Below are 16,490 nucleotides of genomic sequence, written 5' to 3' on the forward strand. Positions count from 1 at the left end.
CTTCCCGGACACGGCGGGCGGCCCACCCGTATGCGGCAGAGGAATCAACGCCGGGGGCTTCGGGAGCGGAATCAGCACAGGACCCACTCCCCACGAACCTGCTCCAGCTCACCGGAACGAGCAAGCCGCAGCACGTCCGCGCGAGCCCACCATGTACTTCCGCCGCCAGGCGGGCGGAGCCGCACCCCGCCGGGGCGATAGGTCATCACTGTCATCGGGTTCGAACCTCCTTGTTGGACAACCAGAGTTGCCTGCGAGCGGCCCGAGCGACAGAGTTGTCGGCATCACAACTCACCCGTTATCAAGGGGGCGTTGAGCCTTGGCTGGATCGTTCAAAAGTTCGGGATCACCTTACGGTGACGAGGTGCGGGAGTGGCGCCTGCAACGCGGCATGAGCCAGCGAGAGCTGGGCGCAGGCTTGCAGTACGGACAGTCGTACGTGGCCATGCTGGAGAAGGGGGACCGCATCGGAAACCCGAGGTTCGCCGAACACTGCGACGAAGTCTTCGGCACTCCCGGCACGTTCACGCGCCTATGGGAACGAGCATCCCGCCGAGGCCGCCACCCCGAGTGGTTCGCCCCCCTACCTCGACCTGGAGACGAGCGCCACCCACATCTTCGATTTCAGCTCCTATCTCGTGACGGGGATTCTGCAAACCGAGAGATACGCGCGTGCGCTCTTTCGCGGGGCGTGCCCACTCGATGCCCCGGAGACCACGGCCGAAAAGGTGGAAGGCCGATTGCAGCGTCGGGAGGTACTGGACCGAGACCGCCCAGCACATCTGTGGACCGTCCTTGACGAGTCGTGCCTGCGGCGCATGGTCGGCGGCCCGCAAGTCATGCGCGAGCAGCTGACACATCTGGCGGAAACGGCGGCCTTGCCCCACGTCACCATTCAGGTGCTGCCGTTCGACACGGGGGCGCCTGCAGCGGATCAATCCTTCACGTTGCTCCAGTTCGATGACGCACCGGCGAACCTCTACACCGAGACGTTGGGTGTGGGGCGCGTGATCGACTCAGAGGAAAGCGTGGTCACGGCCGATGACGGCTCCGACCGGCTTCGCGCTGACGCCCTCTCGCCGGAGAAGTCCTTGGACGAGATCTGCAGGACGCTGGAGGCACTCCCCGGATGAGCAACGCGTTCGGCCCGTCCAGCGCGGAACGGTCCAAGTCGAGCTACAGCAGCGGCGAGAGCGGGATGTGCGTCAAGTGGGCGCCGAGGCCTGTCGCCGCTTACGGGCTCATCCCCATACGGGACAGCAAGAACCCCCACCATCACGCCCTCGCCGAGGACCGAATAAGCACCGGCTGAGTGGAACGTAGGTACCCCTACGGATGGTGTGCCGTCGACGACCTGCCTACCGTCACGGGCATGACCTCGATGCCTGACACCCAGCCACCGCGAACCGGACAGTACAACGACCCCGCGAGCATTGCCCTCAAAATCGTCGGCGGCGTCACCCTATGGCTCTTCGCGGCCTACACCTTCCTCATACTCCCGCTCTCGGTCATGGCGAGCGACAACTGCAACCAGGGCGACACCCGGACGATCTGCTCCGTAGGAGCCCAACAATCCGTCGGCCTCATCCCGGAGCTCACCGTCCCGATCGCCATCGCCCTCGGCACCTGGGGCCTCTGCTCCCGCCGGAACAGGGCATATCTGGCTTGGGTCGCCGCCGTGCTGTTGCTCCTCGCAGCGTGGGTGGCGGTAGGCGAGATCGCCAAGTGAGTACAACTACTCACACACTTGAGCAGTAGCCCCCTGCTGTCACGGGAACACATCGGCTGGAATTCTCCGCATGGAGACGACACCGCCAACGACAGAATCCACCGCGAGCGAGACAGTGAGTGGCCCCGTCATCGGGTTCCGCCGGATCATCGGTCTACTTTTGATCTCTTTGATCGGTTGGGTAACCGTCTCCATTCCCGAATTTATTGAGAACCTGGAAGGCGGACCTGTACACACCGCCGGTGAATACCGCGAGCGGGACACCCAGACACGTCAGGCCGGCAAGCGGGAAGTGGGACGTCTGGGGCCCAGAGTGGGAGATCCCTATGTCGGAGACGCTAACAGCGAATCGTGTGGGGACGGCCTCGGCGACGACGTTGGCGTGAGCAGCGACCGGCCCACCTACGAATGGAATCTCTCGTTCCCTGATCGAGACGCCTACCTGACGCAGTTGAAGGAGCTCCGAGCCTCCTGGGAGAACCGCGGCTGGAAGGTACGCGACGTGGCAGCTCGTGATTCCGGCCCTGGCAAGGGGCTGCCCGGCATCAAGACCGCCGACCCGGACGGCATCACCATCACGGTCGCCCCCGACTGGTACTCCGATGACGTGGTTCTCAGGACGGACGGCAGCTGCATCCGCCACCACACCGACCTGAAGGCCGATTTCCTGAACGGATCGAGCGGCAGTTACGAGCCGGTACGGACCGGTTCCGTCGCCTACTCGGACGGCGTCAACGTATCGGCCGGGCCCGTTCACCCATTCACTCCGAGCGCCAAGACGACCGGCTACTCACCGGGCACGCACGCCTACAGGGTCGCGGTCACCATAACCAACGGAAGCGACCTCACCCTGAACCTGAGCGAAGGCCGCAGCTGGGGCACCGACGGCGGCTTCATCGGCAACAGGGTCAAGGACCCCCTCCTGCCGACCTGCCCTCAAAAGCTACGGCCCGGCAAGTCCGCCTCTTGCGAGTTCGCGTTCAGCACCGAGAAAGAGATCTCAACGCTGGCATTCGACTTCAGCCCGAGCCAGTTCCATGAAACCGCGATGTGGAACCTGACCACAAAATGAGGATAGACCTGTTCCTGGTCAGCGACCTCACTTCGACGGATTCGAGGACGGCACAGGAGCCCCCACCGACCAGAAGTCCGACCGCTGATCCGGGTACGGGACATCGGAGCCAGCATAGTTTTGGCCATTTGTTTCGCTCTTCGGGGGAGCAACTTCAGACTTGTTCAGACATGGAGTGCTGGCTTCGAAAAACGCCTGACCCTTGTCGCCGAATATCAGACTGACCTGGAAGTCACCCGGTGCGGTCGCAAAAATTGCAGGGTTATCCTTGTGCGCCCTGGTGCCCGTAATGGCGAACCCACTCTTCCGCCAATTGCGCTCGACTACGCCAAGGAAGTTACCACGCCGCTCCGAGGAGATGATCGTCATCACCACGCGCCTGCGCGTAACAGTTCCCTTGGCTACGGCATCCTTATCTGGAGCACCACAGGACACGTCATCAGATTCCCCGTGCGTCCACTGCACCGTTGGGGCAATGGAGGAAAACGTCTGGTCAAGAATCAGATCAGCACGCTCCGCACCTTGCTGCATATTAATTTTGGACTCCTCCTTCGAGGCGCCACCCGAGCGCCCTACAGCACCACAGCCCGACAGAACCAGGGCGATAGCCATCCAGCCAACGATCCGGAATTTCATCGCCGCTTCTCCGAAACAACTAGGTCGGGACGCCCGGCAACCACAGCGGCAATGTTGTCCGCCGACTGCTTGTCTTTGTGAGGGTTGAAATAATTCGAGTGTGCCGGGGTAACCCCATCTCCGTCGAGCACAGGAATCGGACCGTCGTCGACCTTGAATCGGTGCGCCCCGAACCCCTTGCTCGCGGGATCACGTCCGAACCACAGATGGTGATCGTCTCGGCCTAGGACTTTATCTGCGAGATATCGGCCGACCGTCGGAACAATCCCACCCGCAGCAACTTCGTTCACAGTCCCTTTCGATGGGGCCCATGTCACCAAATCATTCTGTGCCGCGCCCACATAAACATGATCCTTCCCCACACCGAGGTCTTCTGCCTTTTCCACTCCGGTGCCAGGGCTTCCGACCAGAACGATGTCATCGACCGGGAGCCCGCCGGACCTCTGGGTAGCCCTTCCCAAAGTCAGGGAACCATACGAGTGCCCGATCGCAGTTACGTGTGCGTTAGGGTTCTCGTTCGCGGCACGAACCCCTTGCAGAAAACTCTGGTACGCCGGGGCCCCTGCTTCCGCGCGCTTCTTGTCCATCACATCCATGCTCTGTGGAGCGTCGTAACCGAGCCAGACGATCGACGCGGTGGACTTGTCGTACACCCGAGCCCCATCCACCGTGTAAAAGGCGCGGTTGAGACCTCCGTCTGCGAAGTCACCATTCAGTTTGGTGCCAAGCCCTGGGACATAGACCGAGACATTCCTCGAGGTATCGGGGTTCCCGTACGACACGACGGCACGCCCATTCCCTTGATCGCCGATTCCCAGGAGGAACATGGGGGGCACGCTACCCTTCCTGAGCTTCTCATCGATCCCCCGCAGCCCCTTGAGCATGGTTTTCGACTCTTCGTCACCCTGGCCGTCCAGCTTCCCCATGAGCATAGGAAGGTAGTCACGGTTGGCCCGGTCACGCACCACAGCCGGAAGGCCGTCGAGACCACCGATCTGGTCGGGAAACGACGCCAGCAGATTGGCCCGCTTCTCCTGGGAGAGCTTCTTCCACCATTCGGCGTTCTCCTTGGGCGACTTCCCCTTGCGGCCCTCCAGCTCTGAGGAGTACTTCCGCGCCGCGGACTGGACGTCCTTCAGGTCCTGGGCGACATCGGTAAAGTCGGTCTGATCGAGCTTGCCGTTCGTGTTGAGCTTCTTGAGAGCCTTCGCGTAACGGCCGTCTATGTCGTTCGCCTCTTGGAGTGCCGTCGCGATGCGGTCGGCGATGTCCTGTGCCTTCGCCTGGTTGGGGTTCGACTTGGTCATCAGAGGGAGGCCACCGGAGCGGGCCGGCTGCTGGAGGAACGGGACCTTCGTCGCTTCGCTCGTCGGGTACTTGACCGAACCGTCCGGGTTGACCGTGAACTTCAGGTCCGCGGCGTCCTTGATGGCCTGCTTGAGCTTGTTCTGCGGGCCTTCCAACTCTTCGGCCAAGCCGCTCAGGGCTGTTCGTATCAGACCGCACTCAGCGTGTATGTACTGGTAGTTCTTGCTCAGCTGGGCGAGTCCCTTCAGGGCCTCATCTGCGGCTTTGCCTTTCTGAGTGCCACGCAGCGTGACCAGCATCTGGTTCTCCACCCGGCCCATCGCCACGCTGGCGCGGTTACTCACCTTGGACCACGCGTCAGCGGCCTTCGTGAACTTGGACCTGTCCAGTTTGGTCAATTCGTCGATCGTGACCATCGTGGATCAGTGCCCCTGCTTCGGCTGGCTGTAGGCATCGATCTTCGACTTGGTCGCGTCGAATGACTCCCGCACCTTGACGTCGTTCTCGCCGAACAGCTTCCCTGCCGTCTTCAAGTCCCCGTCAAGCCCCTTGCACGCATCTCGCACAGCGCCGAGGCGCTCTCCCCACCCGCCGAGTATTCCGCTCAGTGCCGACGCGCTCGCGAAGCCCGCCGTTCCCGACTTGATGCCGTCGTGGGCGTGCTCGAGGTCTGTGAGAGCGGACCTCGTGTCCTCGTGCAGTTCGCCCGCGACACCTCCGGCATCGGTCCAGGGCTTTTGGCTCGCCTTGTGCGTGCCGCTGTCGCCTCCCGCGGAGGCGAGCTGTATTCGGGCATCGGTCATCGTCAGGGCTCCCTCTGTGGGACGGGCAGGGTGAAAGTGGTGGGTTGGTCGTTCAGACCCCGCGACGGCGGGCGATCAGGATCGGGACGGTGACGGCTGCGCCGAGTACGACGGCGGCGCCGATTCCCCAGGCGATCCATGTGCTGTTGGAGCCGCCGTCCTCGCTCTTGGAGTCGGCGGCCTGCTTCTGCACCCTTCCGGCAACGGCCTTGGACTCCGGCGTGGGTGAGGAAGAGATACCAGGGAGCGGGCTCACGCCGGCCGGGCCCGGGTCGCCGGGGTCCTTGAGTGCGACACGGGGGCGTACGGCGCCGTAGCCGACGTAGTCGCTGCGCTTCGTGTTGCCGTCCGAGCCGCCGGCGGTGTTGATGAGGACGCGGGTGACTTGGTTGGCGGTCCAGGTGGGGTGGGCGGACCAGATGAGGGCGGCGGAGGCGGAGGCGAGTGCGGTGGCGTCACTTGTGCCGTGGCTCTTGCAGAGCTCGGTGCCGCCTGTGCACGCGGAAACGATGTCCTCGCCTGGAGCGGCGAAGTCGACCTGCGGTCCGCGCTCGGACTCCTTGGTCGCCGTACCGTTTCTGTCGATGGCCGCTACGCCCAGGACTCCTGGGGTTGCTGCCGGATACTGGACCACGTTGCTCTTGTCGCCCTTGTTGCCCACGCCAGCAAAGATCAGTTTCCCCTTGGCCAACGCGTACTGCACAGCCTCCTCGAGCTGTGCACCGTCCCCCTCGTCAGCCATAGAGATGTTGAGGATTTTCGCATCGGTATCGGCCGCGTAGCGGATGGCTGCGCTCACGGTTGCGGAGAAGTTCCGGGAGCCCTCAGCCTGGTTCTTCGCCTCTGTACCGTTGGTGACCCGTAGCGGCAGGATTTTGGCCCCGGGGGCAAGGCCAAAGGACCCGTTTTCCTTCGAGCGCTTGCCTGTTCCGGCGATCAGTGCGGCCATTTGGGTGCCGTGATTGGCAGTATCGGTGTGTGCGTCACCAGGCTGGTTCGAGAAATCCTTGCCATCGAGTACCTGGCCCTGGAGATCCGGCAATGTGGCATCAATGCCGGTGTCGATCACCGCAACAGTGATGCCTTTACCGGTACTTGTCTCCCACATCTCATCAGCGTGCATGGCATCGAGGTGCCACTGCTGCGAGCGAACGGACTCCGCCTGTGCTGGTACGGCCGCTACGCCGACCAGCAGGCAGCCGAGCGCCCAGCTCGCTGCTCCCAGCATGGTGCGCTCTCGTCTCTCCATGGCCCACATGCCCATTCCCCTTGAAACTGACCGCACGCTGAAATCACTCGATGACCGGCGGAACCACACGGCGCCCTCCCTGACGCCAGGTCTCCTCGTCCTCGACGAGATAGTCAGGGCGCTGGCCTCCGCGCCGCCGCTGAGGAGCAGCGTTGGGCGTCCCATGCATGGGGGCCACGTCGCCGCCACGAGGCAGGCCGGTGCCACCTGGTGTGAAGGCCCCGCCCGCGGGTACTCCGGGACGGTTACCCGGACGTCCACCCACAACGCCACCGGGCTCTGATGCGAAACCTCGCCCTCGAGCGCCGGAGGGCTGCCCTCCCGGGCCTACTCCGCCTACGCCCCCGATAGAACCGGGGCCGTAGGGCCCAGAAGGGCGCCCTATTCCATGACCCGGCTCCGTACCGATGACCGTGCCGCGCGAGGTCGGGTCTGTTGGGCGCCCCGAAGGGGCAGGGAGAGGGCGCCCACCGACAACACCGGGATCGGAGATACGCGGTACAGGCCGCCCGTTCACCGTTCCCTGCCCACCAGGCATGGTCGGGCGAGTCGTTGGGAGGTGATTACCGATCTCCGGCACACCGGGACGGGGCAAAAACGGGACGGCAATGCGTGAATGTGGTCCGGCGCTGTCCGTAGGCCCGTTACCAGGCTCGTGCCCTGGCACGGTCCCAGACGGCGCGGTCGGGGCGGTCGGCGCCGAAGGAATGCTGTCGATCTCGGTATGCGCGGGGTGTTCCGGAGGACGGGGGACCACGCGCCCACTCGTATGGGAGCTCGCCGGAGGTCGGGCTACACCCTCGTGGCCCGGCGTTTGGTTAGTAGATGTCGCAGGGCCCGCCGACTGCCCAGTTGCTGCCCCGTAACCGGTCTGGCCCTGTGCACTGTCCGCACCAGCGGGCTGAAGGTATTCGGAACCGCTGACGTGATCTGCCCGGTTCGGCATCACCACATCCGGCATCACCGGAAACCGAGGCCTCTCGGCCCGAGAGATCTGCACACCCGACTCGTGATACTGCTCCGACAGCGCCTTCATCAGCTCGGCCGCCGCCGCGTGGTCGGAGTCCAGCCGCTGCTGGGCCTGGTAGGCCTCGAACTGGGTCGGGCCGGCGGCCGGGTTGGCGATGAAGCCGGTGTCCGTCTCCATCGGGGACGGAACCTTGCCCTTCACCTGCGGATGGTGCTGCATGAAGGGCCCCCACGACCGCCTTCGCCTCCGGCGAGACCTTCGGCATGCGTGTCGCGCTGCCCAGCGTCGTCGCCGCGTAGTTGATCCAGGTGCCCGCGTTGCCCGCGTACAGGCTCAGGCGATGGGTGGCGTTGGCCATGTCGGAGCCCCAGGTGCGGAACGCCTCGCCGCCCTCGCCCTGCCAATGGACGTGGTCCATGTGCTTCTTGAGGTCGTCCGCGAGGCGTGTGATCGCGTTGGCGGCGCCCTGGAGCTTGATGGCGTGCACCGTGACGCGGTGCACGTCCGCGTGCTCGACCATCGCCTGGAGCTGCTCGTGCGGGATGGTATGGAAGTCCTCGGGGGTGAAGTCGGCCATGATCGGTCAATACCCTCCTCACATCGCCGTCTTCGCGCCGCCGCCGTGCGCGTCGCGGGCGGCGTCACGCCGGCGCTTGAGCTCGTCCTGGACGGCCCACATGCGGTCGCGCTGGTCGGCGTCCGTGTCGGCGTAGCCGCTGCGTGCTTCCAGTACGGCCAGGCTCAGGGCCTCGATCTGGTCGTTGAGAAGGCGGGAGAGGGTGACGAGGTCGTCGTGGACGTTCTTGTAGACACCGTAGAACGCGTCCACGGCGCGGAAGCCGGTGCCCAGGTTCGCCGCGTCCAGGCGGTCGTCGGCGATGCGCGTGGGTGCGGCGTCGGAGTCGCCGAGGGTGGTGAGGAGTTCGTCGACGCGGCCCTTGAAGGTCTTGAGGGAGGCGAGCTCGGCGTAGAGGCCGCTCCCGGGGCCCCCGGGAGAGGGAGAGTCCGTACTCACGCGCGCCTCACTGCCTTTCCCCCCAACCGTCCGGTGTCAGCCATCACTTCAGTCTGCACACACCATACGGTCGGTCACCGACAGCGCACATGAGTACGGGTACTCAGACGGCTCCCGCACCCACCGCGGCCTGCGGGCGGATCGGGAGGCGGTTCACCGGGCGGCCCGTCGCGGCGCGTACGGCGGCGGCCACCGCGGCCGGGGCGGTGACGACCGGTACCGCGCTGATCGCCTTGGCGCCGAAGGGGGCGACGACGTCGCGTTCCTCGACGAGCTTCACGATGCGGATGTCGGGGGTGTCCAGCGAGGTCGGCAGGGCGTAGCCGGTGAGGTCGGGGCGGCGGACGAGGCCGCCGGTGGTGCGGAGGTTCTCCGTGAGGGCCACGCCGACGCCCTGGGTGATGCCCGCCTCGATCCGGGCGTGGGCCTGGCGGGGGTTGAGCACCCGGCCCACGTCCTGGGCCACGGCCATCTCCACGACGCGCACCGAGCCCAGTTCGATGTCGACGTCGACGACCGCGCGCACGGCGCAGAAGGCCATGCCGACGAAGGCGTCGCCCTGGCCGGTGTCGTCCAGGGGCTCGGTGGGGTGGGGGCGGCACTGGGCGGTGGCCCAGAGTTCCTTGCCGTCGAGGGCCTCGGCGACGGTGGTGCTCAGCACGCCGTCGTACGAGGTGATCTTGCCGTCGGCGATCGTCAGCAGCTCGGTGGACATGCCGAACTGGGCGGCCAGCGGCTGGAGCAGCTGGGTGCGGACCATGCGGGCGGCCCGCTCGACCGCGCCGCCGGAGACCCAGGTGTGGCGGCTGTGGGCGCCGGGGCCGGAGGGCGGCTGGTCGGTGTCGACGGGGGCGACGTACACCTCGTCGAGGCCGAGGATCTCCTGGACGATCTGGCGGGCGAGGGTGGCGAAGCCCTGTCCGGTCTCGACGGCGGCGCAGATGACGGTGGCGACCGAGCCGGTGACCTTGACGGTGGCGGTGGACACCTCGTCGGCGCCCTCCGCGCCGAGCATGTGGACCATGCCGAGGCCGTAGCCGACGCCGCGGCGCACCGCGCCCGGCTCGCCGGCGCCGTCCGGTCCGCCGGGCAGCAGCCACTCCTCCTCGGGGTCGTCCACGGGGAGGGCGGGCAGCGGGAAGTCGCGTACGGAGCGCAGGAGTTCGGCGACGGGGGCCGGGCAGGTCACGGTCTGGCCGGTGGGCAGCAGGTCGCCGGTGGCCATGACGTTGCGCAGGCGCAGCTCGGCGGGGTCGAGGCCGAGCCGGGCGGCGAGCTTGTCCATCTGGCCCTCGTACGCGGCGCACACCTGCATGGCGCCCTCGCCGCGGACGTGGCCGGACGGGGGGTTGTTGGTGCGCACGGCCCAGCCCTCGACGAAGGCGTGCGGGACGACATAGGGGCCGCAGGCGAAGGCGACGGCGGCGGCGAGCGCCTCGGCGGAGGAGTCGGCGTAGGCGCCGGCGTCCAGCAGGATCTGTGCCTCGACCTTCACCAACTTGCCGTCGGCGTCCGCGTGGTGGCGGTAGCGGAGCAGCGTCGGGTGGCGGTGCGGGTGGCTGAGGAAGGACTCCTCGCGGGTGGCGGCGAGCTTGACGGGGTGTCCGGTGCGCAGGGCGAGCAGCCCGAGGGGCAGCTGGGTGCCGGGGTCCTCGCGGTCGCCCATGGCGCCGGGGACGCCGGTGACGACGACCTTGACGCGCTCGGGCTCCAGGCCGAAGCAGGCGGCGGCGAGGTCGCGGTCGGCGTGCGGGTCGGTGGAGGCGGTGTAGATCTCGACGCCGCCGTCGGGGCGCGGCACGGCGAGCCCGGCCTCGGCGCCGATGGGGGCGGGGTCCTGGCGTCCGATGCGGTAGAGGCCCTCGACGATGACGTCGCCGGTCGCCTCGGGGTCGCCGAAGCGGAGCGGGATATGGCGGATCAGGTTGCCGTCGGGGTGCAGGGGCTCGGCGGAGAACGCCTGCTCGGGGTCAGTGACGGGCTCCAGGAGCTCGTACTCGACGGCGATGGCGGCCGCGGCGAGCCGGGCGGTGTCCGGGTGGTCGGCGGCGACGGCGGCGATCGGCTCGCCGTGGTGGCGGACGATGTCGGAGGCGAAGACGGGGCGGTCGGCGACGCGGCGGCCGTGGGCGGCGTCGCCGGGCACGTCGGCGTGGGTGACGACGGCCCGTACGCCCGGCATGCGGGCGGCCTCGGCGGTGTCGATCGAGAGGATGCGGGCGTGCGGGTGCGGCGAGCGCAGTACGGCCGCCCACAGCAGGCCCTCCGCCCACAGGTCGGCGGCGTACGGGTAGGTGCCCTGGGTCTTGGCGTCCGCGTCGGCGGCGGGCAGGGAGACGCCGAGGCCGTGCGGGGGCTGCTCGGCGGCGCCGCCCAGCAGGGGGGCGACGGATGCCTCAGCCGTGCCGGCCGTTCCCGTCATTCCGCCCATGCCGCCCGTTCCCGTCATGCCGTTGCCTTTCCGCTGCCGTGCGGGCCCGCCTGGTGCGGGATGCGCGCCTGTTCCGCCTCGGGCTGCGCCTCTTCCTGTGCCGCGGCCGCCGCCGCGCGCTCGTCGGCGACCTGGCGGACCGCGTCCAGCACGCCCCGGTAGCCGGAGCAGCGGCAGAGGTTGCCGCAGATGGCCTGGCGGGTCTCCAGCTCGGTCGGGGCGTGGTTGCCCTCGAGCAGGTCGTGCATGGTCATGGCCATTCCGGGCACGCAGAATCCGCACTGCACGGCTCCGCACTCGGCGAGCGCCCGCTGGACGTCCGAGGGACGGCCGTCGGCGGCGAGGCCCTCGACCGTGCGCACCTCGGCGCCCGCGGCGGTCGCGGCGGGGACGAGGCAGGAGGCGACGAGCCGCCCGTCGACCTGTACGGAGCAGGCGCCGCACTCGCCCTGCGAGCAGCCGTCCTTGGCCCCGGCGAGCCCGAGGCGCTCGCGCAGGACGTAGAGCAGGGACTCCCCGATCCAGGCGTCGGTCACGGGGCGGTCGGTGCCGTTGACGCGGAGGACGTACGAGGCACAGGGGTGCTCGGTGTGAGTGGCGTCGACGGGGGCGGGACCGGGATGGACGGGGTCGGCATGGGCGGGCGGGTCGACGGGGGCGGGTTCGGCCTGCTGCGGGTCGGCGTCCTGGGGGGCTTCCGGCTCGGGGGACGGCGGTTCCGCGGCGGCGACTGCCGGTGTGGGGGCGTCGGTTCCGGCCTCGCTCGGCACGGGCGCCTCGGCGGCGGGCACCCCGGAAACCGGGACCTCGGGAACCAGAGTCTCAGGAACCGGAGTCTCGGCAACCGGCATCCCGGCGACCGGCGCCTCCGGCATGGGCGTCTCGGGCACCGGAGCGGCGGCGGGCTCCGCGGGCGGCGTCCACGCGCCGGTCGGATGATCGCCCGTACCGGTGACCCCGGTGGCGTGCGGTGCGTCGCCGAACGGGCGGGACGGGACGGACGCGAAGGAAGCATCCTCCTGCGGGGAACCGCCGGGGGACGAAGTGGAATCAGCGGCGGGGGCCGGACCCGCGCCCGCGGCAAAGCTGCTGAGCGCGTACTCCCCGGATTCGTCGGCAGGTTCTCCGGGCACAACCGGAACCGACCACTGGCCGGTCGAACCGGCCGCACTGGCGGCGGGCTGCTCCCAGGTGTCGCCGCCCCCAGGGGAGGGCCACTGGGGGGCGGGAGCCTGCGGGACGGGTGTCTGCGGGGCCGCGGCGCCGGGTACGGCGTAGGCGCCGGAATCGTCCGCCGGGCCGTCGACGGCGGCGGCCTGCGGAGCGGGAGCGACGGTGTGGCCGTGCGGAGCGGCGGCCGGTACGGGCCACTGCGCCGTGGAGTGCGGGTCCGCGGCCCCGTGCAGGCCGTCGCGTACGGCGTACTCGCCCGACGCGTCCACCGGCCGGTGCCCGTCGGTCCCGTGCCCGGCCACGGCGTGCTGACCGGCGTACGTGACGGCGCCCGCCGGGATCGCGAACTGGCCCGAGTCGCCCGCCGGCTGATGCGCGCCGGTGCCCGGGGCGGGCACGGCGGGAGGCACGGCAGCGGGCACGCCGGCGGGCGTGCCCGGGTGGCCGTGGGCGACGTGTTCGCCCGCCGCGTCCGGCGCGCCCGCCTGGCCGACGGTGCCGACGGCCGGGGCGTGCGGGCCGGGGTGCGGGGCGACGCCACCGCGTACGGCGAACGACGCGTCCGCCTGCTGGTGCGCGTCGGCGGTCTGCGGGGGCGTGCCCGCGTGGTCGTGCGCGGCCGCGCCCTGCGGTTCGGTGCGGCCGTGCAGGACGTACTCGCCGGACTCGTCCACCGGGTCGTCCCCGGCGGCCGGGACCGTCCAGTGGCCATGGCTCTGCCCCTGGGCCTGGGCTTGCCCCTGACCCTGGCTCGCGTGGTCCGCGGTGTCCGAGGCGAACGGCATCGCCCATTCCGCGGTCGCGTGCGGATCGGGGCCGCGGCCCGCGGGAGTGTGCTCGTAGGGCGCCGTGGTGTGCGATGCCGTGGGGTGCGTGCCCCAGTTCTGGACCGGGGCCGGAGCCGGGGCGCTCGGCTGCTGCTGCCACTGCTCGCCGGTCGGCGGGACGTAGCCGCCCGCGCCGGTGGCGGCCAGGGGGTCCCAGGTGCCGGTGCCGGACGCCGCGGCGCCCGGGTGGGCGAGGAGTTCGGGCGGCAGTTGCAGGAACGTGGTGCCGTCCGCGTCGTACTCCGCGCGCGGGATCGGCTGCCAGCCGCCCTGTCCGGCGGCTCGGTCGTGTCGCTGCTGTTCGTCACTCACGCGAGTGCCCTCCCCAGAGCTCGGCGGGCCAGAGTCGCCACCGTACGCCGCAGATGGAGCGCGGCGGGCGGCAGGGTGCCCGGTTCGCCGCCGTCGGGCGTCGGCGCGGGGTCGGGGATGCAGGCGGCGGCGACGTAGTCGCCGAAGGCGGCGCACGCCTCGGGCGCCAGCGTGCGCTCACCGTCCCAGTCGATGAGCGAGGCCACCCAGCGCTCGGCGTCGAGCGGGCGCAGCGGCATGGGCGCGACGGCGCCCACGGCGCAGCGCACGTTGCGCCGGGCGGGGTCGAGGACGACGGCCACGGACGCAACGGCGCGGCCCGGTCCCGTACGGCCGGTGGCCTTGAGGAAGGTCTGCGGGGCGTGCAGCAGGGGCACGCGCACGTAGCCGATGAGCTCGCCGGGCCGGAGCATGTCGAAGCCGGTCAGCAGATGCCCTATCGGGATCTCGCGCCGTCCGCCGCCGGGACCCGCGATGACCAGGGTGGCCTCGAGGGCGGCGAGCACGGGGAGGGCGTCGCCGGTCGGGGCGGCGGAGGCGATGTTGCCGCCGAGGGTGCCCGCGTTGCGGATCTGCGGCGGGCCGGCGGCGCGCGCGGCGGTGGCGAGCGCCGGGATGAGCGCGGCGAAGTCGGGCCTGCCCATCCGGGCGTGGGTGAGTCCGGCGCCGAGCAGGGCGTGGCCGTCCTGGTACTGCCAGCCGCGGATCTCGCTGATGCGGCCCAGGCCGACGAGACCGGCGGGCCGCAGCAGCCCGGAGTTGACGGCTGCCATCAGATCGGTGCCGCCCGCGACGGGCACGGCGGCGGGCATGGCGGTCAGCGCCGCCACGGCCTCGTCCAGCGAGCCCGGCAACGTCACGGTGTGCGCCGCCCGCGGTGCGTGCGTGGTCAACCCAGTGGCCCCTTCCCCGGTGGTCCCGACTGCTTCACGTCTGATCCCGCCTGATCCCGCCGTACGGTACGTGCTGTCGGCCCGGACGTGGCAACTCTGGCACATCTTCCGCGTCCGCCGTCGCGAGGGTCCGCGAACCGCCGGTCCGTCCTCGGCCCAGCGAATGGTCCGTTTTTCCGCTCTGTCGCCAGTGTGTGCGGATTGCCATTATTTACTGGCCCTTGTGCGGCTTGCGGCCTGTGTGGAAGGACCACCGTGCCAGGGACCCGACGCGGGGGCGGGAAGCTTCGCCGCGGCTCACACGATCGGGGGCGCACCCTCGATCGGGCGTCCGAGGATGCCGGGCCGGCGCTGCCAGGGGCGTGGGCCAGTGGGTGGCCGGTAGTCGACGCCGAGGGCGTCAAGCCGGGCGTAGTGGGCGGTCATTCGGCGTTCGAAGGCGGCGTGGTCGCGGTCCGCGGGGGCGGGCAGGTGCGACCAGGCGACCTCGGCGAAGGCGGCGAGCCGGGGGAACACCTGGTAGTCGACGCGCTGCTGGTTCTCCGTCACCTCGGTCCAGATGTTGGCCTGCGTGCCGATGACGCGGGCGGCCTCGGCGCCGGTGAGCTCCGGCGGGACGGGCTCGAAGCGGTGGACGTCCTCCAGCGTGCGGACGTACCCGATCGGTACGGGCTCGTCGGTCCCGGCGGCCTGCCGGTGGTCGAGGTAGACCTGTTGCTCCGGGCACATGATGACGTCGTGTCCGGCCCGCGCCGCGGCGATACCGCCCGCGTAGCCGCGCCAGGACGAGACGGTGGCGCCCTCCGCCAGCCCGCCTTCGAGGATCTCGTCCCAGCCGACGAGCCGTCGGCCGCGCGCGGTGAGCCAGCGGTCGAAGTGGCGGATGAACCAGCTCTGCAGCCCGTCCTCGTCACCGAGCCCCTCGGCGGCGATCCGCGCACGGGCGGCCGGCGAGGCGCGCCACTGGTCCTTGGGGCACTCGTCGCCGCCGAGGTGGACGTACGTCGAGGGGAAGAGGTCGAGGACCTCGGTCAGCACCTGCTCGTAGAAAGCGAGGGTGTTGTCAGTAGGGGCGAGTACGTTCGGGTTGATGCCCCAGGTGTCCCAGACCGTGAGGGAGGCGGTGTCGATGACATCGGTGTTGCCCAGTTCGGGGTAGGCGGCGATGGCGGCCTGCGAGTGCCCGGGTATGTCGATCTCCGGCACGACGGTGATGTGACGCTCGGCGGCGTACGCGACGATCTCGCGGATGTCGTCCTGCGTGTAGTAGCCGCCGTGCGGCCGCTCGTCCCACAGCGGCGAGTTCCGGTGCCCGAGCTTGGTACGGGCGCGCCAGGCGCCGACCTCGGTGAGCCGGGGGAAGGCGCGGATCTCCAGCCGCCAGCCCTGGTCGTCCGTCAGATGCAGGTGGAGGACGTTGAGCTTGTGGGCGGCGAGCAGGTCGATGTACCGCAGCACGCCGTCCTTGGGCATGAAGTGCCGTGCCACGTCGAGGAGGAGGCCGCGCCAGGCGAAGCGGGGTTCGTCCTCGACGACGACGGCGGGGAGACGCCAGGTGCGCTCCGCGCCGGACGCCCGGCGGAAGGCGGCCGGGCCCAGCAGTTGACGGAGCGTCTGCGCGCCCCAGAAGAGGCCCGCTTCCGTGGCGCCTTCGATGGCGACGAGGCCGGTCTGGACGGAGAGGCGGTACGCCTCGTCGTTCCCGTTCCGGCCGACGGGGCCCGTGCGGAGTGCGATGCGGTTGCCGTGGCCGGCGTACGGGGGGAGGGGGAGGGCGGTGATGGTGCGCAGCCAGTGCGCTACGCGGTGGGTGCCGGGGGCGGCGTCGATCGTGGTGTCGGGGTCGAGGGTGTTGGGGGTGTCTGGGGTGTCTGTGTTTCCGCCGGTTCCGCTGACGCGGCTTCCGCTGACGCGGAGGGGCAGGGGGATGAGGTCGTGGTCGCTCATGGGGGATCTTCTCCCCCGGCCCGGCCTCTCGAATACCGGCCACGGGCCGGTTCGCGCCTGCGGCGGGCTTGTTCCCCAGCCCCGCCCCTTCCCGAAACCGGGGCTCCGCCCCGGACCCCGCAACA

General features: G+C 69.5%; 14 protein-coding genes and 1 pseudogene. 5 read left to right on the plus strand and 10 right to left on the minus strand.

What is annotated here, in order from left to right:
* Positions 1-391: 391 nt before the first annotated feature.
* From ACWD4A_RS10245 to ACWD4A_RS10265, 5 genes and pseudogenes are all read left to right on the plus strand, one after another.
* Positions 392-463, plus strand: a pseudogene (locus tag ACWD4A_RS10245) (hypothetical protein); the annotation flags it as partial.
* A 175-nt stretch (positions 464-638) separates the two neighbouring features.
* On the plus strand, positions 639-1,133 hold the full coding sequence (locus tag ACWD4A_RS10250) for a DUF5753 domain-containing protein (RefSeq protein WP_451191900.1): 495 nt from the start codon (positions 639-641) through the stop codon (positions 1,131-1,133).
* Positions 1,130-1,312 (plus strand): DUF397 domain-containing protein, encoded by a 183-nt coding sequence (locus ACWD4A_RS10255; RefSeq protein WP_451191903.1) that lies wholly within the window; start codon positions 1,130-1,132, stop codon positions 1,310-1,312. Before ACWD4A_RS10250 ends, ACWD4A_RS10255 begins: the two co-directional genes overlap by 4 nt.
* A gap of 60 nt (positions 1,313-1,372) precedes the next feature.
* Entirely contained in the window at positions 1,373-1,729 is a 357-nt protein-coding gene (locus tag ACWD4A_RS10260) for a hypothetical protein (RefSeq protein WP_451191906.1), read from the plus strand.
* Positions 1,730-1,799: 70 nt separating this feature from the next.
* Positions 1,800-2,801: a hypothetical protein gene (locus tag ACWD4A_RS10265; protein WP_451191909.1), complete on the plus strand. Its 1,002-nt coding sequence runs from the start codon at positions 1,800-1,802 to the stop codon at positions 2,799-2,801.
* Positions 2,802-2,828: 27 nt separating this feature from the next.
* Here the strand turns inward: ACWD4A_RS10265 and ACWD4A_RS10270 are convergent, their stop codons facing one another.
* The 10 genes from ACWD4A_RS10270 to ACWD4A_RS10315 form a co-directional block, all read right to left on the minus strand.
* Complete coding sequence (locus ACWD4A_RS10270; protein ID WP_451191912.1) at positions 2,829-3,413, minus strand: hypothetical protein; 585 nt, start codon at positions 3,411-3,413, stop codon at positions 2,829-2,831.
* 20 nt (positions 3,414-3,433) lie between these two features.
* The gene (locus tag ACWD4A_RS10275) at positions 3,434-5,161 is read right to left on the minus strand and encodes an alpha/beta hydrolase (protein ID WP_451191915.1); all 1,728 of its coding nucleotides are present in this window, start codon (positions 5,159-5,161) and stop codon (positions 3,434-3,436) included.
* 6 nt (positions 5,162-5,167) lie between these two features.
* Entirely contained in the window at positions 5,168-5,548 is a 381-nt protein-coding gene (locus ACWD4A_RS10280; protein WP_451191917.1) for a hypothetical protein, read from the minus strand.
* A gap of 52 nt (positions 5,549-5,600) precedes the next feature.
* A complete protein-coding gene (gene mycP, locus ACWD4A_RS10285; RefSeq protein ID WP_451191920.1) occupies positions 5,601-6,806 on the minus strand; it encodes a type VII secretion-associated serine protease mycosin in 1,206 nt (401 codons plus the stop codon).
* A gap of 809 nt (positions 6,807-7,615) precedes the next feature.
* Complete coding sequence (locus ACWD4A_RS10290) at positions 7,616-8,344, minus strand: hypothetical protein (RefSeq protein ID WP_451191922.1); 729 nt, start codon at positions 8,342-8,344, stop codon at positions 7,616-7,618.
* An 18-nt stretch (positions 8,345-8,362) separates the two neighbouring features.
* Positions 8,363-8,782, minus strand: coding sequence for a hypothetical protein (locus ACWD4A_RS10295; protein ID WP_451191925.1), 420 nt, complete (start codon positions 8,780-8,782; stop codon positions 8,363-8,365).
* Between the two features lie 103 nt (positions 8,783-8,885).
* A complete protein-coding gene (locus ACWD4A_RS10300; RefSeq protein WP_451192029.1) occupies positions 8,886-11,204 on the minus strand; it encodes a xanthine dehydrogenase family protein molybdopterin-binding subunit in 2,319 nt (772 codons plus the stop codon).
* Between the two features lie 23 nt (positions 11,205-11,227).
* Positions 11,228-13,525 carry a 2Fe-2S iron-sulfur cluster-binding protein gene (locus ACWD4A_RS10305; RefSeq protein ID WP_451191928.1) on the minus strand — a complete coding sequence of 766 codons (2,298 nt, stop codon included), beginning with the start codon at positions 13,523-13,525 and terminating at the stop codon, positions 11,228-11,230.
* Positions 13,522-14,418, minus strand: a complete 897-nt coding sequence (locus ACWD4A_RS10310) for an FAD binding domain-containing protein (protein ID WP_451191931.1) — start codon at positions 14,416-14,418, stop codon at positions 13,522-13,524. Before ACWD4A_RS10310 ends, ACWD4A_RS10305 begins: the two co-directional genes overlap by 4 nt.
* 297 nt (positions 14,419-14,715) lie before the next feature.
* Positions 14,716-16,365 carry a beta-N-acetylhexosaminidase gene (locus ACWD4A_RS10315; protein WP_451191934.1) on the minus strand — a complete coding sequence of 550 codons (1,650 nt, stop codon included), beginning with the start codon at positions 16,363-16,365 and terminating at the stop codon, positions 14,716-14,718.
* Positions 16,366-16,490 lie beyond the last annotated feature (125 nt).

The organism is Streptomyces sp. NPDC002537, assembly GCF_053594975.1.